This window comes from Paenibacillus lactis, from assembly GCF_017873605.1.
GTDB classification, from domain to species: Bacteria; Bacillota; Bacilli; order Paenibacillales; family Paenibacillaceae; genus Paenibacillus_AQ; species Paenibacillus_AQ lactis.
The window spans coordinates 47,511-63,702 of record NZ_JAGGKI010000026.1 but is presented as its reverse complement, the minus strand read 5'-3'; the positions used below and the strand labels follow the sequence as shown (position 1 = coordinate 63,702).

At 53.5% G+C, this 16,192-nt stretch carries 16 protein-coding genes; all 16 read right to left on the bottom strand.

Annotation, left to right across the window (positions count from 1 at the left end; genetic code table 11):
• Nucleotides 1-592: 592 nt before the first annotated feature.
• The 16 genes from lysS to nadB all read right to left on the bottom strand — a co-directional run bounded on the left by lysS (nt 593) and on the right by nadB (nt 16,184).
• Nucleotides 593-2,110, bottom strand: a complete 1,518-nt coding sequence (gene lysS, locus J2Z18_RS27825) for a lysine--tRNA ligase (protein ID WP_007132907.1) — start codon at nt 2,108-2,110, stop codon at nt 593-595.
• Nucleotides 2,111-2,348: 238 nt separating this feature from the next.
• Entirely contained in the window at nt 2,349-2,825 is a 477-nt protein-coding gene (gene greA / locus J2Z18_RS27820; protein WP_007132906.1) for a transcription elongation factor GreA, read from the bottom strand.
• Between the two features lie 213 nt (nt 2,826-3,038).
• Nucleotides 3,039-4,064 (bottom strand): tRNA dihydrouridine synthase DusB, encoded by a 1,026-nt coding sequence (gene dusB, locus J2Z18_RS27815; RefSeq protein ID WP_007132905.1) that lies wholly within the window; start codon nt 4,062-4,064, stop codon nt 3,039-3,041.
• Between the two features lie 337 nt (nt 4,065-4,401).
• A complete protein-coding gene (locus J2Z18_RS27810; protein ID WP_007132904.1) occupies nt 4,402-4,608 on the bottom strand; it encodes a helix-turn-helix domain-containing protein in 207 nt (68 codons plus the stop codon).
• The gene (gene folK, locus J2Z18_RS27805) at nt 4,560-5,108 is read right to left on the bottom strand and encodes a 2-amino-4-hydroxy-6-hydroxymethyldihydropteridine diphosphokinase (protein ID WP_007132903.1); all 549 of its coding nucleotides are present in this window, start codon (nt 5,106-5,108) and stop codon (nt 4,560-4,562) included. Before folK ends, J2Z18_RS27810 begins: the two co-directional genes overlap by 49 nt.
• Before the next feature lie 7 nt (nt 5,109-5,115).
• A complete protein-coding gene (gene folB / locus J2Z18_RS27800) occupies nt 5,116-5,478 on the bottom strand; it encodes a dihydroneopterin aldolase (protein ID WP_007132902.1) in 363 nt (120 codons plus the stop codon).
• 37 nt (nt 5,479-5,515) lie between these two features.
• Complete coding sequence (folP, locus tag J2Z18_RS27795) at nt 5,516-6,376, bottom strand: dihydropteroate synthase (RefSeq protein WP_007132901.1); 861 nt, start codon at nt 6,374-6,376, stop codon at nt 5,516-5,518.
• Nucleotides 6,373-7,260, bottom strand: coding sequence for an aminotransferase class IV (locus J2Z18_RS27790; protein WP_007132900.1), 888 nt, complete (start codon nt 7,258-7,260; stop codon nt 6,373-6,375). The genes folP and J2Z18_RS27790 overlap by 4 nt, the downstream gene beginning before the upstream one ends.
• Complete coding sequence (gene pabA, locus J2Z18_RS27785; RefSeq protein WP_007132899.1) at nt 7,257-7,838, bottom strand: aminodeoxychorismate/anthranilate synthase component II; 582 nt, start codon at nt 7,836-7,838, stop codon at nt 7,257-7,259. The genes J2Z18_RS27790 and pabA overlap by 4 nt, the downstream gene beginning before the upstream one ends.
• A gap of 4 nt (nt 7,839-7,842) precedes the next feature.
• Complete coding sequence (locus J2Z18_RS27780; RefSeq protein ID WP_007132898.1) at nt 7,843-9,504, bottom strand: anthranilate synthase component I family protein; 1,662 nt, start codon at nt 9,502-9,504, stop codon at nt 7,843-7,845.
• A 202-nt stretch (nt 9,505-9,706) separates the two neighbouring features.
• Complete coding sequence (cysK, locus tag J2Z18_RS27775) at nt 9,707-10,645, bottom strand: cysteine synthase A (protein ID WP_007132897.1); 939 nt, start codon at nt 10,643-10,645, stop codon at nt 9,707-9,709.
• A 400-nt stretch (nt 10,646-11,045) separates the two neighbouring features.
• Nucleotides 11,046-11,981, bottom strand: coding sequence for a peptidyl-prolyl cis-trans isomerase (locus tag J2Z18_RS27770; RefSeq protein WP_007132896.1), 936 nt, complete (start codon nt 11,979-11,981; stop codon nt 11,046-11,048).
• Between the two features lie 23 nt (nt 11,982-12,004).
• A complete protein-coding gene (gene hslO, locus J2Z18_RS27765) occupies nt 12,005-12,889 on the bottom strand; it encodes an Hsp33 family molecular chaperone HslO (protein WP_007132895.1) in 885 nt (294 codons plus the stop codon).
• Nucleotides 12,890-12,941: 52 nt separating this feature from the next.
• The gene (locus tag J2Z18_RS27760; RefSeq protein ID WP_007132894.1) at nt 12,942-13,706 is read right to left on the bottom strand and encodes a type III pantothenate kinase; all 765 of its coding nucleotides are present in this window, start codon (nt 13,704-13,706) and stop codon (nt 12,942-12,944) included.
• Complete coding sequence (nadC, locus tag J2Z18_RS27755; RefSeq protein ID WP_007132893.1) at nt 13,703-14,578, bottom strand: carboxylating nicotinate-nucleotide diphosphorylase; 876 nt, start codon at nt 14,576-14,578, stop codon at nt 13,703-13,705. The genes J2Z18_RS27760 and nadC overlap by 4 nt, the downstream gene beginning before the upstream one ends.
• Nucleotides 14,568-16,184, bottom strand: a complete 1,617-nt coding sequence (nadB, locus tag J2Z18_RS27750) for an L-aspartate oxidase (RefSeq protein ID WP_007132892.1) — start codon at nt 16,182-16,184, stop codon at nt 14,568-14,570. The genes nadC and nadB overlap by 11 nt, the downstream gene beginning before the upstream one ends.
• Nucleotides 16,185-16,192 lie beyond the last annotated feature (8 nt).

The following is a 16,192-nucleotide window of genomic DNA, read 5'->3' as shown; positions in this document are numbered from 1 at the left end:
ACGAGAATTTGTTCAATTCTCTATTGTAACTCCCCGCCGAAGCGGTTCGTTTTTACTCACTCGTTGTTCAGTTTTCAAAGATCAACCTTTTCGTTCGTTACCAGCAGTCTCTCTCGCTAGCAACTTTTATATCTTATCACACTCTTTCGATTAATGCAAGCTTTTTTTTGAATTTCTTTTTTCAATCCATTCTCTTTAGCTTGTTCAATCCGGTGTGCTTACCGGCTGTTTTCTTGGCCGGAAATATAATATACCATGGGATTTAGAATTGTGCAACCCTTAATTACAATATTACCTTGTGGTAAAATCATCCTCGTCATTTGTAATGAATGATCATTAAATCATCCATAGGCCGCCGCCGTATATCCGTCCCTAACCGATTAACGATTGCAGGTTCCTCTCCGTACGAGCTTCACGCCTCTCCTATTGCTCGATCCATTTTGCGGAAAGATTCTACTTAAATGCATGAAGGAGACTACCTTCGTTTAATGATACAGCCACATAAACAAGGAACAATGGAAAGAAGTCATAAAAAAACAGCCAGCTATCAAGCTGACTGTCTCAGAAATCTCATTGTAAGAACGTCTTCGTACTACTCACGATTACGCATATGCGGGAAGAGCAGTACATCGCGGATGGACGGTGAATCGGTCAGCAGCATGATCAAACGATCGATACCGATGCCGAGTCCGCCTGTCGGCGGCATGCCATACTCCAGTGCACGCAGGAAATCCTCATCCATCTCGTGCGCTTCATCGTTCCCCTGCTCCTTCTCTTTCAGCTGCGCTTCAAAGCGCTGGCGCTGATCGATCGGATCATTCAGCTCGGAGAATGCATTGGCATGCTCGCGGGCTACGATAAACAGCTCGAAGCGGTCCGTAAAGCGCGGATCGGCATCATTCTTTTTCGCCAGCGGCGAAATTTCAACCGGATGACCGGTAACGAAGGTCGGTTGAATCAACGTCTCCTCGACGAACTGCTCGAAGAACGCATTCAGAATATGGCCAAAGGTCATATGCGGCTCAACCGGCACTTTATGTTCTTTTGCCAGGCGGTGGGCTTCCTCGTTCGTCATCTGAACACCAAAATCAACCCCGACAACTTCCTTAACCGCATCCACCATGGATACGCGGCGCCATTGCGGCTTTAAGTTGACTTCATGCCCTTGATAATTGATGACCTGCGTGCCCAGTACTTCCTGGGCAATGTGAGCGATCATGTTTTCGGTCAGAGCCATAATATCCTTGTAATCGGCATATGCTTCATACAGCTCAATCATGGTGAACTCCGGATTATGACGGGTCGAGATCCCTTCATTCCGGTACACGCGGCCGATCTCGTATACTTTCTCCAATCCGCCCACAATCAGACGCTTAAGATGAAGCTCAATCGCAATACGCATGTACAGCTCCATATCGAGCGCATTATGATGCGTAATAAACGGACGGGCGGCAGCTCCCCCCGCGATCGAATGCAGGGTCGGCGTCTCCACCTCAAGATATCCTAACGAATCGAGGTAACGGCGCATCGACTGAATTATGCGGGAACGGGTAATGAAGGTCTTCTGAACGTCCGGATTGATGATCAGGTCGACGTAACGCTGACGGTAACGAAGTTCCACATCCTTCAAACCATGGAACTTCTCAGGGAGCGGATACAGTGATTTTGAAAGAACCTCAATCTCCATCACTTTCACGGTTAACTCACCGGTCTTCGTCTTAAAGAGAACACCCTTCACGCCGATGATGTCCCCAAGATCGAGAATGCTGAACGCTTCGTACTGGGCCTCGGCAACCGTATCCTGACGAACATAGATCTGAATTCGGCCGCTCAAATCCTGGATATGGGCGAAAGAAGCCTTACCCATGCCGCGCTTGGCCATAATCCGGCCGGCCAGATTCACTTCCACCTGCTTCTCATCGAGCTCTTCCTTGGAAAGCGCGTCATACGCCTTCACGATATCGCCGGCATGATGCTCTCTTTCGTATTTTCCCCCGAACGGGTCGATGCCAAGCTTCCGAAGCTCGTCCAATTTATTGCGTCGAATCTGCAGAAGCTCACTTAGCTCCTGCTCCTGTTCCTGTTCCTGGTTATTGATTTCTTCCGTCATTGTCGTTCATCTCCTTCATTTCACTTCCATACATAGTCCCGTCACCAACAAATAACAGCATCACACAGCGCCGTCCGAGCTCTTCGTTCGTGACTACATCTTCCTGCAGGTGTGCATATTCGCCAAGGACTTAAAGGTATGGCTTGCCCATTTCGCAGCATCACACGATTAAGTCCTATACACAGCTATCTAATTTAAAAAAGCCCCCCGAAGGAAGCTTTCGCAATCACATTCCGACTTACTTCTTAATATCTACAATTTTATATTGAATAACGCCCGCTGGAACGTTAACATCAACAACCGAGCCTTTGGCCTTGCCGATGATCGCTTTGCCGACAGGGCTTTCGTTGGAAATCTTATTGTTAAGCGGATCGGATTCTGCCGTACCCACTATCGTGTATTCCATCTTGTCGCCAAACTCCAGATCTTCAACGATAACGGTATTGCCGACACTGACGATATCGGTGTTAATGTCATCGTGGTTGATGATACGCGCATTGCGGAGCATCTTCTCCAGCGTAATGATTCGTCCTTCGATAAAGGCCTGCTCGTTCTTGGCGTCTTCATATTCGGAGTTTTCACTAATATCGCCATAGCCGATGGCAACCTTGATCCGCTCTGCCACTTCGCGGCGTTTCACAGATTTTAGATTTTCAAGTTCGTCCTCCAGCTTCTTCAGACCGTCCTGTGTAAGAATGACTTCTTTATCGCTCATTAACCGATTCTCCTGTCATGTAAATAATTTATACCACGGTATCACCATACTATATGCGAATTCTTGGGGATCAGAACCTCCCCGTGATGCAAGCTTCTTTCTTGGAATTTATACTGAAAGATTATATGGTAACCATTTCAAAAAGTCAATGTGCGCCAAGGCTGTCGACGGTGATATATACGGCACACCGTTAACAGCCTTTTTAGCGTATCATTATCCCACCGCTGCAACTGTTTGAGGATACGCACTAGCGGTCGTCTCCCCTTGATCCTCGAGTGAATCCACGAAGCTGTTCAGGATGTTGACCATTTCATCCCGTTTCGTTTCTTCCATAATGGTATCCTTGATCCGGGCAGATCCCTTGAGACCCTTGAGGTACCAAGCAAGATGCTTCCGCATCTCTTTGACCGCTACCTGCTCACCCCGAAGGGCAATCAACCGGTCCATATGCAAAATAGCAATGCGAATCTTCTCCTGCGGCGTCGGATCCGGAAGAAGCTCGCCTGTCTTCAGATATTCCACGGTGCGGTACAGCATCCAAGGATTACCCAGCGCACCGCGGCCGATCATGACCCCGTCGCAGCCGGTCGTATCCAGCATCCGCTTGGCGTCCTCGGGCGTGACCACGTCTCCGTTGCCGATGACCGGAATCGACACAGCTTCCTTCACCTGCCGAATAATGTTCCAATCGGCATGTCCGGTATACAGCTGCTCCCGCGTACGTCCGTGGACGCTGACGGCCTGGCCGCCCGCGCGTTCCACCGCCTGGGCATTTTCAACCGCAAAGATATGCTCGCTGTCCCAGCCGGTACGCATTTTCACCGTAACCGGTTTGTTAACGGCATCCACCACGGCGGCCACCATTTCGTAAATTTTATTCGAATCCAGCAGCCAGCGGGCGCCGGCATCCATTTTCGTCACTTTAGGTGCCGGACAGCCCATATTGATATCAATGATATCGGCATTGGTCTGCTGGTCGACAACTTTTGCAGCCTCGACGAGAGAATCTCGGTCGCCGCCGAAAATCTGAAGGCTGAGCGGCTTCTCCCGTTCGTCGACGAACAGCATCTCCTGCGTGCGTTTATTCCCATGCACAATTGCTTTGCCGCTAACCATCTCCGCACAGACCAAGCCTGTGCCGAATTCCTTGGCGATCAGCCGGAATGCCGGGTTGCACACGCCCGCCATCGGGGCGAGAACAACCTGGTTCTTCATCTCGATGTCTCCGATTTTCAACATGTTATGTCCCTCCTTTTTACTTCAAATATATATCGCTGAATGATCCCCTCTCTGACTAGAAAGTGAATCCGTAATTCTCAAACTCATTCATCATACCCATTTCCGTCACGCCCGTCCAGTTCATGAAAGGATGGCAGGATGTCCAATGCGCCTTGCTCCCTAGGTTACGGTATAGTGATTAGCAAGCTGCACGCAGTTCATACCCTGACGACATGCAGTAGACTTAGAAATTCCCGAAAGAGATTTCGAAATCGAGGTTGTTCGGTTTGCAGGTGATCCATGGATCTCCATTTTCCGGAGCCACGGCTTCGGCATAACATGCATGGCGAGCGGGGCATCAGCCTCTTGCCTTCAGCTCCTGCAGCGAAATTCCAAGTACCTCGGCAATCTTCGCAAGGATCTGCTCCTCGGCCTTGCGATTACCCCGCTCAACGGCCCCCAGCACGGCCAGCGAAATGCCCGTGCGCTCGGCCAGTTCCTGCTGCGTCAAACCCTTTAATTTTCGGAAAGCGCGGATACGCTGCGCCAGCTGCTTGTTTTCCAAAGCTGTATTCCTTCCTTTCCTTCCAGTTTCGCAAGAGCTGTCTGCACCACCCGGTACAAGCCGGAAGGCTCATCCTCAAATACGATATCGGAAAGCGGCCTAAGAACAAACGAACGCTCCTGCATGCGGGGATGCGGGAGCATCAGCTCCGGCGTATCCAGGCGGCGTCCCTCCATCCACAGCAAATCCAGATCAACCGTCCGCGGTCCCCAATGAATATGACGGACACGGCCGAGTTCCTTCTCTATCCGCTGCATTTCGGCAAGAAGCGCGTGCGGACTCAAGGATGTCGACACAACCGCCGCCATGTTGAGGAACATTGGCTGATCAATATAACCTACAGGCTCGGTCTCGTATAGATGGGAGACTCGCAGCACTTGAATGCCGGGCGTATCATCCAAACGTTCCAGGGCTTCCATCAGGTTCCCTTCACGTTCCCCCAAATTGGCCCCTAAAGCAATATAAGCCTCTGAGCACTCAGAGGTGGCGTGTGAATTCATGATCGTCTCACTTTCTGGTCCGATGGAGCTCAATGGTAACACCTTCGAAATGAATGTCAAAAGGAGGGTGCGGCTTCGTTAATCGGACCGTTAAAGCATCGATAATAGTATAAGTGTCCAGTACTTTAGTTGCAATATGCTCCGCTAAAGCTTCAATTAATTGAAAGGACTCCTGCCGCATGATGCCTTGAAGGAGCTCATGAATCTCGGCATAATTTACCGTTAACGTCAGATCGTCGGCAGCCGCAGCCTTGCTGAGATCCAGCTCAAGCTCCAGATCGACGTAAAAACGCTGACCAAGCTTGCGCTCTTCCTCAAACACACCATGATAACCGTAGTATTCCATCCGGCTCAATATCATTTTATCCATTCTCTAGCTCCGCCCTTCCATCCAATCTGATAAAAAATCACATCCGGCGCAGTTCCGGCGAGGCATATACCATCGCATCACACATCTTCGCCGTGCGTTTCATATGCAGCACGTCATGCACCCGAACGATCTGGCAGCCTTGCGCGATGCCGTAAGCCAGCGTAGCCGCTGTTCCTTCCAGCACATCTTGGGCAGGCGCATTGAGCGTCGTCTGAATGAACCGTTTGCGCGATGTTGCCAGGAGCACCGGAAACCCGAGCTCAACCAGCTTGTCCAGCGATGCCATCACCTGCAGGTTCTCCATATAATCCTTCGCAAACCCGATTCCCGGGTCCAGCAAAATATGTTCATCCTTCACCCCGGCCGCTCGAGCAATTTCGACACTTTCCATCAAATCCCGTTTCACGTCTTCCACGAGGTCGGTATAATCCCGGTTCCGGCGGTTATGCATCAGGATAACCGGGCAGCCGAGCTCCGCCGCTGTTCTCGCCATGTCCGGATCCTCTTTGAACCCCCATATATCGTTGATAATATGAGCGCCGGCTTGGATCGCCTGGCGGGCTACCTCGGCCTTATAAGTATCCACCGACAACGGAATATGGGGGGCATGCCGGTGGATCGCTTCCACAACCGGAATAACCCGGGCGAGCTCCTCATCTACTCCGACCGGCTCATGACCCGGGCGGGTCGATTCCCCCCCGATATCAATCAGATCGGCTCCGTCCTCGATCAGCTGCATCGCATGCGCGAGCGCCCGCTCCGTATCATTATACCGGCCGCCGTCAGAGAACGAATCCGGCGTTACATTCAATATCCCCATGATCAGCGTCGATTGTCCCAGCTTCAGGACTGCTTCTTCGCTAAGTCGGTATTCCCGTTCATATATCGTGGTTTTCATTGGTGCAACCCTGCTTTCTCTCGATAGGCTCCGAGTAAAATCCGGGTGATCGGACCGGTTGTCCCTGCTCCAACGACCTGGTGAACATCGTCCAGACCAATCAGCGTCGTTACCGGTACAATCTCCTGAACGGAGCCAGTCGTAAATATTTCATCCGCTTCCAGCAGATCACGCCAGCGGTAGCGCCCCTCCTCGGTTCGAATCCCGGCTTCCGCTGCCAGCTCCAGCACAACTGCCCGCGTAATGCCGGGGAGAATGCCTGTCCCGAGGTCAGGCGTATACAGCCGTCCCTGCTTCACGAAAAACACGTTGCTGACGATTCCCTCAGCCAGCTCGCCGGCAGCTGTTAGCAGCAAGCCTTCAGTTGGCCCTTCCGAATGGGTCGGGTAACGGTCGAGCTCCCGCTTCGCGAGTATATTATTCATATAATGCAAGGATTTCATCCGGATCGGCGACTCCGGCGTATTTCGGGGAAGAGAAAGGAGCCGCAGCGCCCGTCCCTTCTCGTATAAAGATCCATTCGTCCCAGGCAGTGCTTTGGCAAACAAGATTTGCGCCGGTTTGACATAATCGCCCGACGGCAACCCCAGGGGAGCTTCGCCGGCCGTTATCGTATAACGGATATAGGCATCCGCCAGCCCGTTCGCGTTCATTAGGTCCGTGATCCAGGCACGGATGGACTCCGGATCCGCCTGATATTCGATGCCCATCCATGCACAGCTCTCAGCGAGACGGTTCAGATGCCGCTCCAGCAGGAACGGCTGGCCGTTATAGGTGCGAAACGTCTCAAACGCGCCCATCCCGTATAACAATCCGTGGTCCAACACAGACACTTCAGCCCGGGCAGCTTCGACAATGCCGCCGTTCAAGCCGACAAATTTCATGCCTTGGCACCTGCGGTCCGCTTCAGGAAATTCCGGAGCATTTGATGGCCATGATCCGTAATGATCGATTCCGGATGGAACTGCACGCCTTCCACCGGGTACTGTTTATGGGCAAGCCCCATAATTTCGCCTTCTTCGGTCCAAGCGGTAATCTCCAGTTCGTCCGGGAGGCTTTCCTTCTCAACGATCAGCGAATGATAACGCGTCGCCGTGAACGGATTTGGCAGCCCCTCAAAGACGGAACGGCCCTCATGATGGATCGGCGAGGTCTTGCCGTGCATGAGCCGCTCGGCCCGGACGACCTTGCCGCCGAAGGCCTGGCCGATGGCCTGATGCCCCAGGCAAACGCCGAAGATCGGGATAACGCCTTTGAAATGGGATATGACTTCCAAGCTGACGCCTGCTTCGTTAGGTGTGCACGGACCTGGGGAGATCAGAATATGATCCGGCGCCAGCGCTTCAATGCCGGCAATATCGATCTCATCGTTCCGGAATACCTTAACTTCCTCACCGAGCTCACCCAAATACTGAACCAGGTTGTACGTAAATGAATCATAATTGTCGATCACAAGTATCATACGTTTATCCCCCTATATCCGCAGCTACGGCTGCAGCTTCTTCTTCACTGCACATCAAGGCTGCAATCAAAGCCTTTGCCTTGTTATGGCACTCCCTGTACTCCCGATAAGGATCCGAATCGATCACGATGCCGGCCCCCGTCTGAATGTAGCCGATCCCATCCTTCACCGCGAGGGTTCGGATAATAATATTCAGCTCCATATCCCCGTTATAGTCAATCCAGCCCATCGAACCGGTGTAGGGCCCTCTCGTAACCGGCTCCAGCTCCTCAATGATTTCCATCGTCCGGATTTTGGGTGCGCCCGTTATCGTGCCTCCAGGAAATACGGCGGCAATGACGTCATACGCCTTGCTGCCCTCCGCAAGCCGTCCCTCGACCTGCGATACGAGATGCATGACATGCGAATACCGCTCCACCGTCATCAGCTCCGGGACATGAACGGTGCCGTAAGCTGCAATCCGGCCAATATCATTGCGCTCCAGATCAACAAGCATGATATGCTCCGCGCGTTCCTTCTCGCTGCCGAGAAGCTCAGCCTCCATCGCCGCATCCTCTTCTGGATTGCCCCCGCGGCGCCGGGTTCCTGCAATCGGACGGGCCGATACGATATCGCCGTCCACCTTCACCAGCAGCTCCGGCGATCCGCTGGCCAGACTGAATCCCGGCGACGTCAGGTAACCCATGTAAGGGGACGGATTCAAGATCCGCATCCATTCATAGACCTCTGCCGGATCCCCGTGGAGCTTCAGATGCCGCCTGAGGGACAGATTAACCTGAAACACGTCCCCTTGCCTTATATACTCCTGGATGGCCAGCACTGCCTGCTGAAACGCATCCTGCGAGAAATCAATCTCGAGCCGGTCCCAGCCTTCAACATGAGGTCCTGACAGCTCCCCGGCCCTTTCCACACGCTTGCGTTGCTGCCTTGAATTCTCGGACTCGCCCTCGCCTCCGGCTTCCAAAGGTTGGCCGAACAAGTCGTTCCATGCAGTCAGCATACGCTCTGCCTTTGCCTCGGCTTCGGCGTACCGCTGTCGTAGCGAAAGCTCCTGCTCCGGTGATAGACCGGAAGCCTGATTCTTCCCCGAAGCGGACTTATCGCTTAAACCAGATTGATCCTCTTGCCGTTTGTGGCCATCCCACGGAACATGGATCGAGCAGTAGATCGATTCATCCTTGTGGTCGTAGATCCAAATCTCATTCATCTGCATCCATAAATAATCGGGGAAGCCGGGCTCGTCCTTGGCCAAGGCCGGCAGCTGTTCGATGGAGCGGATGACGTCATAGCTGAGAAAGCCCGCGCAGCCTCCGCGAAAATCCGGCCACCCCTGAATCCGCGGCGCACGAAAGGCATGCATCCAATTCTCCAGCAGATGCAGCGGTTTACCCGCAACCTTTTGCCGTTCTCCGGTAGACAGCGTAAGGATCTCTCCCTCATCTCCCTTGCCCTGCAGGATGGACGCCGGTTGCAGGCCAAGATACGTATAACGTCCGCCCTTGCCGCTCTCGAATACGAAAGCATAGGGAGAAGCCGATCTCCAAGCCTGCTTCCATGATGGAGGAAGTCCTCTGGAACTTCCTTTATATTGAACCAGATAGGGAAGTACGGACCAGCCCTCCGCAGCCCACGCAAGCCAATGGGCCAAATCCAATCTTCTCTTCATGCCGATCCTCCCTTATAGTATTGAACGCATAAACCCTTACTGTTGCCTGTCAGTATACTGTATCCCGCCTCGCTTGAAAACCCTAAAAACATGCTTGGCCAACAATATTTTTTTACGTTCAGAAGCAGCCGAATATGGTTGTAGTATACACAAAAAGCCCTCAATGCTATGAACACATTGAGGGCAACGCTGTATGAACGATTTATGCCTCGAAGTTATAGAGCGGCGTGCTAAGGTAGCGCTCCCCGTTGCTCGGGATAACGGCAACCACGCGCTTGCCTTTGCCGAGCTCCTTGGCAACCTTCAATGCGGCGTAAACGGCTGCACCGGAAGAAATTCCGCCAAGAACGCCTTCTTCTTTCGCTACGCGGCGGGAGGTTTCGAAGGCTTCCTCATTCTCGACATGAATGATTTCATCATAGATTTCCTGATTCAGAATTTCCGGAACGAAGTTCGCGCCGATGCCTTGAATTTTATGCGGGCCAGGCTTGCCGCCAGCCAGAATCGGGGAAGCTGCAGGCTCAACCGCATAGATTTTAATGTCAGGGTAGTGGCTCTTCAGCACTTCGCCGGCACCCGTAATCGTACCGCCTGTGCCGATCCCGGCTACGAATGCATCTAGCGTGCCGCCGATGGATTCGATCGCTTCTACAATTTCAGGACCTGTCGTTTCACGGTGAATCTTTACGTTCGCTTGGTTCTTGAACTGCTCAGCCATGAAAAATCCGGAGTTCTCCTTCAGAATTTCCTCCGCCTTCTTCACCGCCCCGTTCATCCCCTCGGAGCCTGGCGTCAGAACAAGCTCGGCTCCGTATGCGCGCAGCAGGTTGCGGCGTTCCAAGCTCATCGTCTCAGGCATAACGATGACCGCTTTGTAGCCTTTGGCCGCAGCCACCATCGCCAGCCCGATTCCCGTGTTGCCGCTCGTTGCTTCAATGATCGTATCGCCCGGCTTCAAACGGCCTTCCTTCTCCGCTTCCTCTACGATGCTGACCGCAATCCGGTCTTTAACGCTGGCTCCCGGGTTCTGGTATTCCAGCTTCAGATAGATCTCCGCACTGTCCTCCGGCACGATCCGGTTCAAGCGGACAAGGGGTGTATCGCCGATGAGTTCTGTCACATTGTTTACGACTTTTGCCATGAATGAAGCCCTCCTCATAATATGGGTATGTTCCATGAATACATAACATTGTTAGGCAAGCCATGTCATCGTGTATATGCATAGCCCATCCGTGATGTCGAAATCATTAGAGCCGCTAAACGCGCTGACGATAACTCATGCCTGCGGCCTTTACTTAATCCGAGTAAATAGGTAGGTTTTTGTACTTTCATCTTATCAACGATAAGGGCCATTGTCAATAACACTTTGCGTTGAAAATAAGCTTTTCTAGGTATTCTTCCCTGCATCTTTCGGACGAGTCTGCCAGAGAAAGAATGCTCCTGGAAATGCTTTATGAAAGGCGTTTAGCAAAAAAGCTCCCGAAGCAAGGATGATCCTTCCCCCAGGAGCTATTCTGCTCGGATTGATGTATCAGTATAAGTCATAAGGTCACTGTGCTTGCAACGATGCGCGCTTCGTATTTCTCCCGAAGCCGCTCTTCAAGCTCCGTCAACGATATCGACTGCTCCAGCGCCAGCTGTTTGCGGACCGATTCGCGGATGCTTTCCTCGCTCGGGACCTTCGGCTCCACGATTTCTTCCACATACACGATGGCATAATTGTCCTCCAGCCGGATCGGTCCTGCGATATCTCCGGCCTCCAGCGTCAGGGCAGCTTCCATCAGCTCAGAGGGTACAAAAGGATCATCTTCCTCCACCAAGCCGATCTTCCCGCCGTCGCCCCGGGTATACTCATCCAAGGAAACCTCGGCGGCAAGATCCGCAAAGTCTTCTCCGGCCTCCAGCCGGTCCATGACCTGATTCGCTTCAGCCTCCGACGCGACCTCAATCATCGATAAGTTCAGCTGTTTCTTGGGGCGAAATTGATCCGGATATTGCTTAAGATAGGAATCAATCTGCTGCTCATCGATATGCACATCGGCCGTAGCAATTTTTTCAAGGAGCAACCGATAGGTCGTCTCTATTCTCAACTCTTCCTCTGAGATGCCAAGCTGACTTTCCATCTCCGCAAAAAAACGTTCTTTCGAGCCGTAAGCTCGGCTCATCATGTCGATCTCCGCTTCCAGCTCTGGTTTCGTAACGTCGATGCCCCTCGCTTCGGCCTCTAATGCTACGGCCTTCCGGTTAAGGATGGTCATCAGCATGTCATGCCCGTATCGCTTCTTCAGCTCGCGAACCCACTCATCTTCTGTGATCGCCTTGTCCTGAATGGTGGCAACAGCCGGAGACGGCCCATTCCCTGATGGAGAACTTGCCCGCGGACCTTCCCCGGAGAACAGCATGTAGCTGCCCATGACCAGTACGCCTGCTGTCAAGACAATGACGGTCGCCCACAATCCCTTCTCTTGTCTCGTCATCACGGTCGCTCAATCCTTAACGTTTAAGATTTGGCCCGCTCTAACACGGATTTTAGCTGTTCTACATCAAAGGTATACGTTTCGTTGCAGAAATGGCAGGATACTTCCGCCTTACCGTCCTCATCAATCATTTGTTGAATTTCATCGTGTCCCAAGCTGATCAAGGCTCGCTCGACCCGCTCCTGCGTGCAGTCGCAGGTGAACTTCACGTCCATCTCATCCAGAATGTTCACGTCCGGTACAACCCGCTTCAGGATGTCCTCCAGGCTGAGCCCCTCTTCCAGCATCTTCGTCACCGGCGGAATGGCGCCAAGCGCACGCTCAAGCTCCGTGATCTCCTCATCCGTGATTCCCGGAAGAAGCTGAATGATGAATCCCCCAGCATTGGCGACCGTATAGTCAGGCGATACGAGCACCCCAAGGCTGACTGCCGAGTTCGTCTGTTCGGATACGGCAAAATAATACGTGAAATCCTCGGCCAGCTCGCCTGAAATAATCGGCACGCTGCCGCGGTAGGGCTCCTTCAACCCCAAATCCTTGATGACGTGAATATAACCGGTGCGTCCGACGGCAGCAGCCACATCCATCTTGCCCGGACGGATATTCGTCAGCTCGACATGCGGATTGTGAACATACCCGCGCACCTCGCCGTCGGCGTTGCTCTCTGCGGCGATCAAGCCGATCGGCCCGTCCCCGCGTACTTGAATGCTGAGGCGCTCGTCGCCTTTCAGCATCGCTCCCATCATCGCTGCTGCCGACACGGTACGGCCTAAAGCGGCTGTAACGACCGGGAACGTGTCATGCCTGCTGCGCAGCTCCTCGACCAGATCCGTGGTCCGGACGGCGAAGGCCCGCACTTTCCCGCCTAATGCAGTTCCCCGCAGTATGCGGTCTTTTTGTTGGTCCATCCTAAGGCCCTCCTTGTCTTCTAGTTGTTATGTTTTACCCCGAATCCCGGGCTTAGTTGCGTTCGTAAATGATGCGCAGTCCATCAAGCGTAAGCAGAGGCGCAATCTCTTCGATGGATTCCGTTTCGCTCGCGATCAGCTCTGCCAATCCCCCAGTTGCGATAACCTTAACATTGTCCGTCCCCATCTCGGCTTTTATACGTTTAACCAGCCCGTCGACCTGTCCGGCATATCCGTATACGATTCCGGCTTGCATGGCGTGGACCGTATTGCGTCCGATCACCTTCTTCGGCTTCTCGAGCTCTACGCGGGGGAGCTTCGATGCACGCTGCACCAAGGCTTCGGTAGCGATCCCGATTCCTGGAACGATAACGCCGCCCAGATAATTTCGATCTTTATCGATGCAATCAAAGGTCGTTGCCGTCCCAAAATCCACGACAATGATTGGGCTTCCGTACTGCTCGATCGCAGCAACGGCGTTGACGATACGGTCCGCACCGACCTCCCGAGGATTCTCATACCGCAGATTAAGGCCGGTCTTAATGCCAGGGCCGACGATCAACGGAGCCTTGCCAATATACTTGCTGCACATCTCCTCGACCACTCGGATAAGCGGCGGAACAACGGAAGAGACGATAACTCCTTCAATTTGGCTTACCGTAATATTCGACATTTGAAACAAATTATGGATCAGCACGCCGTATTCATCCACCGTGGATTGGCGTGACGTGCTGATTCGGAAATCGTGCAGCAGCTGCTTGCCCTGATACACGCCAAGCACGATGTTCGTGTTGCCTACGTCTACGACCAGAATCAAACCCCTGCTCCTCCCTTCTTGGCGTTTAGATCTAAACTGATGTCCAGGTTGTGGAACGAATAAGTGAGCCGACCGACCGAAATGACGTCCACCCCGGTCTCCGCTATGCCGCGTACGGTCTGAAGCGACACATTGCCGGAAGCCTCGACCCGAACATGCGGCGACCTCGCCTTAATTCTTCGAACCGCCTCGGTCATCAGCTCATGATTCATGTTGTCGAGCATGATAATATCTGCACCGGCATCCAGCGCTTCGTCTACCTGTTCAAGGCTTTCCGTCTCAACCTCGATGGTCATCGTATGCGGTATATTCGCTCTTGCGCGGTCTACCGCCTGGCGGATGCCGCCGGCGCCTTTAATATGATTATCCTTGATCATGACGGCATCATACAAGCCGAACCGGTGGTTCGACCCGCCGCCTACGCGGACAGCGTACTTCTCAAGCATCCGGTGGCCCGGCGTCGTCTTCCGCGTGTCCACAAGCCGGGTCGGCAGCCCTTCCAGCGCCTCGACATAAGCGCGCGTCGTGGTTGCAATTCCGGACAAACGCTGCAGCAGATTAAGGGCCAGTCTCTCCCCTGTCAATATACGGTGCGTAGACCCTTCCACTTCAGCAAGAACGGTTCCCTTCTCCACCCGCTCGCCGTCCCGAACCAGCGACCTAAACACCAGCGTCTGGTCAACCGTCTCGAAGACCAGCTCCGCAACCGGCATGCCGGCCACGATCCCGGATTCCTTGGCGTGAATCACGGCCTTGGATTCATGTCCGGACTCAATCGTCGTAAGGGTCGTAATATCTCCAGAGCCTACATCCTCTTGTAGCCAGGTTCGAATACTCTGGAGCAGGCCGTCATGGTAACCGTTAAACATCATCGCTTATTTCCTCCGTCCTATCTTGATCCCGGGTGTGCACGATATGCTTCTTCCATGCATCATCATTTCGTTCCGGAAAATCCTCGCGGTAATGGGCCCCCCGGCTCTCTTCACGGCACAGCGCGCCTTGAACGACCAGCAGTGAGGCCGTAAGCATATTGGCAAATTCGTACTCCTCGCGTTTGGTCAATACCGCTTGAAACAAGGGCAGCTGCCGGCCAAGCTCTTCGGCCGCCCGTAATAGAGTGTCCCGGTTACGGCGAAGACCGGCATACCGGACCATCACTTTCTGAAGCTTCAGCCGCTTTTCGACCATAGCCTGGGAAGGCGCATCCTTGCGCCCAAGCCCGAAGGATACATGAAGGAATCGCTCCGTCCGTTTCGGAAGCTGCCGGATCCGTTCAACAATGCGGCTTCCGTATACAACCGCTTCGGACAGCGAGTTGCTGGCCAAGCGATTCGCGCCATGAACGCCGGTCGAGGACACTTCTCCGCAGGCGAACAGACGCTTCACGCTGCTCTCCCCGTACAGATTGGTCTTGATGCCCCCCATCATATAATGCGCAGCGGGGGAGACCGGAATCCAATCGGAGGTCAGATCAAGACCATACCGCATGCAGGTTTCGTAAATCGTTGGGAACCGGTGTTTGACCATCTCCGGGGATTCATGGGTAATGTCCAAGTAGACGAACGTGGAGCCCGTCTCCTCCATCTCGCTCACAATCGCCCGGGCGACAATATCCCGGGGCGCCAGCTCCAGCAGCTCATGGTATTTGTGCATGAAGCGCTCGCCTTTAATATTCCGGAGCACGGCGCCTTCTCCGCGCACCGCTTCCGATACCAGAAACCGCGGTGCTCCCGGATAACTCAGCGCCGTTGGGTGGAACTGAATAAACTCCATGTCCCGAATCTGGGCGCCCGCCCGATAGGCCATCGCGACTCCATCGGCGGTCGCAACTTCGGGATTGGTCGTGTACCGGTACAGCTGACCGGCACCGCCGGAGCACATAATCGTTGCTTGGCCCCGCACGAAGATCCGCTTCCCGTCCGGCAACTGGACAATCGCTCCATGGCATTCGCCTTGATCGGTAACCAGATCGATGACAAAATGATCATCCCACACCTCTATATTGTGAAGCATTTCGACTTGAATGGAAAGGGCGCGTACGATTTCATATCCGGTAGCATCCCCATTCGCATGGAGAATTCGGCGGTGGCTATGGGCTCCTTCCTTCGTTAGAGCGAGCTCCCCGTTCTCGACGTCAAACATCGTCCCGAGACGGATTAATTCCTGGACACCGGCCGGTCCTTCGTTAACCAGCACATCCACCGCCGCCGAGGAGCATAACCCGGCCCCTGCAAGCAGCGTATCCTGCCGATGATAGGCCGGTGAATCGTCCTCCGCCGTCACGGCTGCGATGCCGCCTTGCGCATAGCGCGTATTGCTCTCGAGCAGCGATTTCTTCGTAATCAACAGCACCTTATGATGCTCACTTGCCAGAATGGCGGTATATAATCCGGCGATGCCGGAGCCGATGACGATCACATCCGTCTCCTTTACCGGCAGGTCCTTTAGGTCAAAATCGATCAAATACTGCGGTATCACGCTCGTCT

Excerpts from the sequence above, each read along its gene's own strand:
- lysS (WP_007132907.1), bottom strand. The coding sequence starts at position 2,110 with ATGACGGAAGAAATCAATAACCAGGAACAGGAACAGGAGCAGGAGCTA.
- greA (WP_007132906.1), bottom strand. The coding sequence starts at position 2,825 with ATGAGCGATAAAGAAGTCATTCTTACACAGGACGGTCTGAAGAAGCTG.
- dusB (WP_007132905.1), bottom strand. The coding sequence starts at position 4,064 with ATGTTGAAAATCGGAGACATCGAGATGAAGAACCAGGTTGTTCTCGCC.
- folK (WP_007132903.1), bottom strand. The coding sequence starts at position 5,108 with ATGAATTCACACGCCACCTCTGAGTGCTCAGAGGCTTATATTGCTTTA.
- folB (WP_007132902.1), bottom strand. The coding sequence starts at position 5,478 with ATGGATAAAATGATATTGAGCCGGATGGAATACTACGGTTATCATGGT.
- folP (WP_007132901.1), bottom strand. The coding sequence starts at position 6,376 with ATGAAAACCACGATATATGAACGGGAATACCGACTTAGCGAAGAAGCA.
- J2Z18_RS27790 (WP_007132900.1), bottom strand. The coding sequence starts at position 7,260 with ATGAAATTTGTCGGCTTGAACGGCGGCATTGTCGAAGCTGCCCGGGCT.
- pabA (WP_007132899.1), bottom strand. The coding sequence starts at position 7,838 with ATGATACTTGTGATCGACAATTATGATTCATTTACGTACAACCTGGTT.
- J2Z18_RS27780 (WP_007132898.1), bottom strand. The coding sequence starts at position 9,504 with ATGAAGAGAAGATTGGATTTGGCCCATTGGCTTGCGTGGGCTGCGGAG.
- cysK (WP_007132897.1), bottom strand. The coding sequence starts at position 10,645 with ATGGCAAAAGTCGTAAACAATGTGACAGAACTCATCGGCGATACACCC.
- J2Z18_RS27770 (WP_007132896.1), bottom strand. The coding sequence starts at position 11,981 with ATGACGAGACAAGAGAAGGGATTGTGGGCGACCGTCATTGTCTTGACA.
- hslO (WP_007132895.1), bottom strand. The coding sequence starts at position 12,889 with ATGGACCAACAAAAAGACCGCATACTGCGGGGAACTGCATTAGGCGGG.
- nadC (WP_007132893.1), bottom strand. The coding sequence starts at position 14,578 with ATGATGTTTAACGGTTACCATGACGGCCTGCTCCAGAGTATTCGAACC.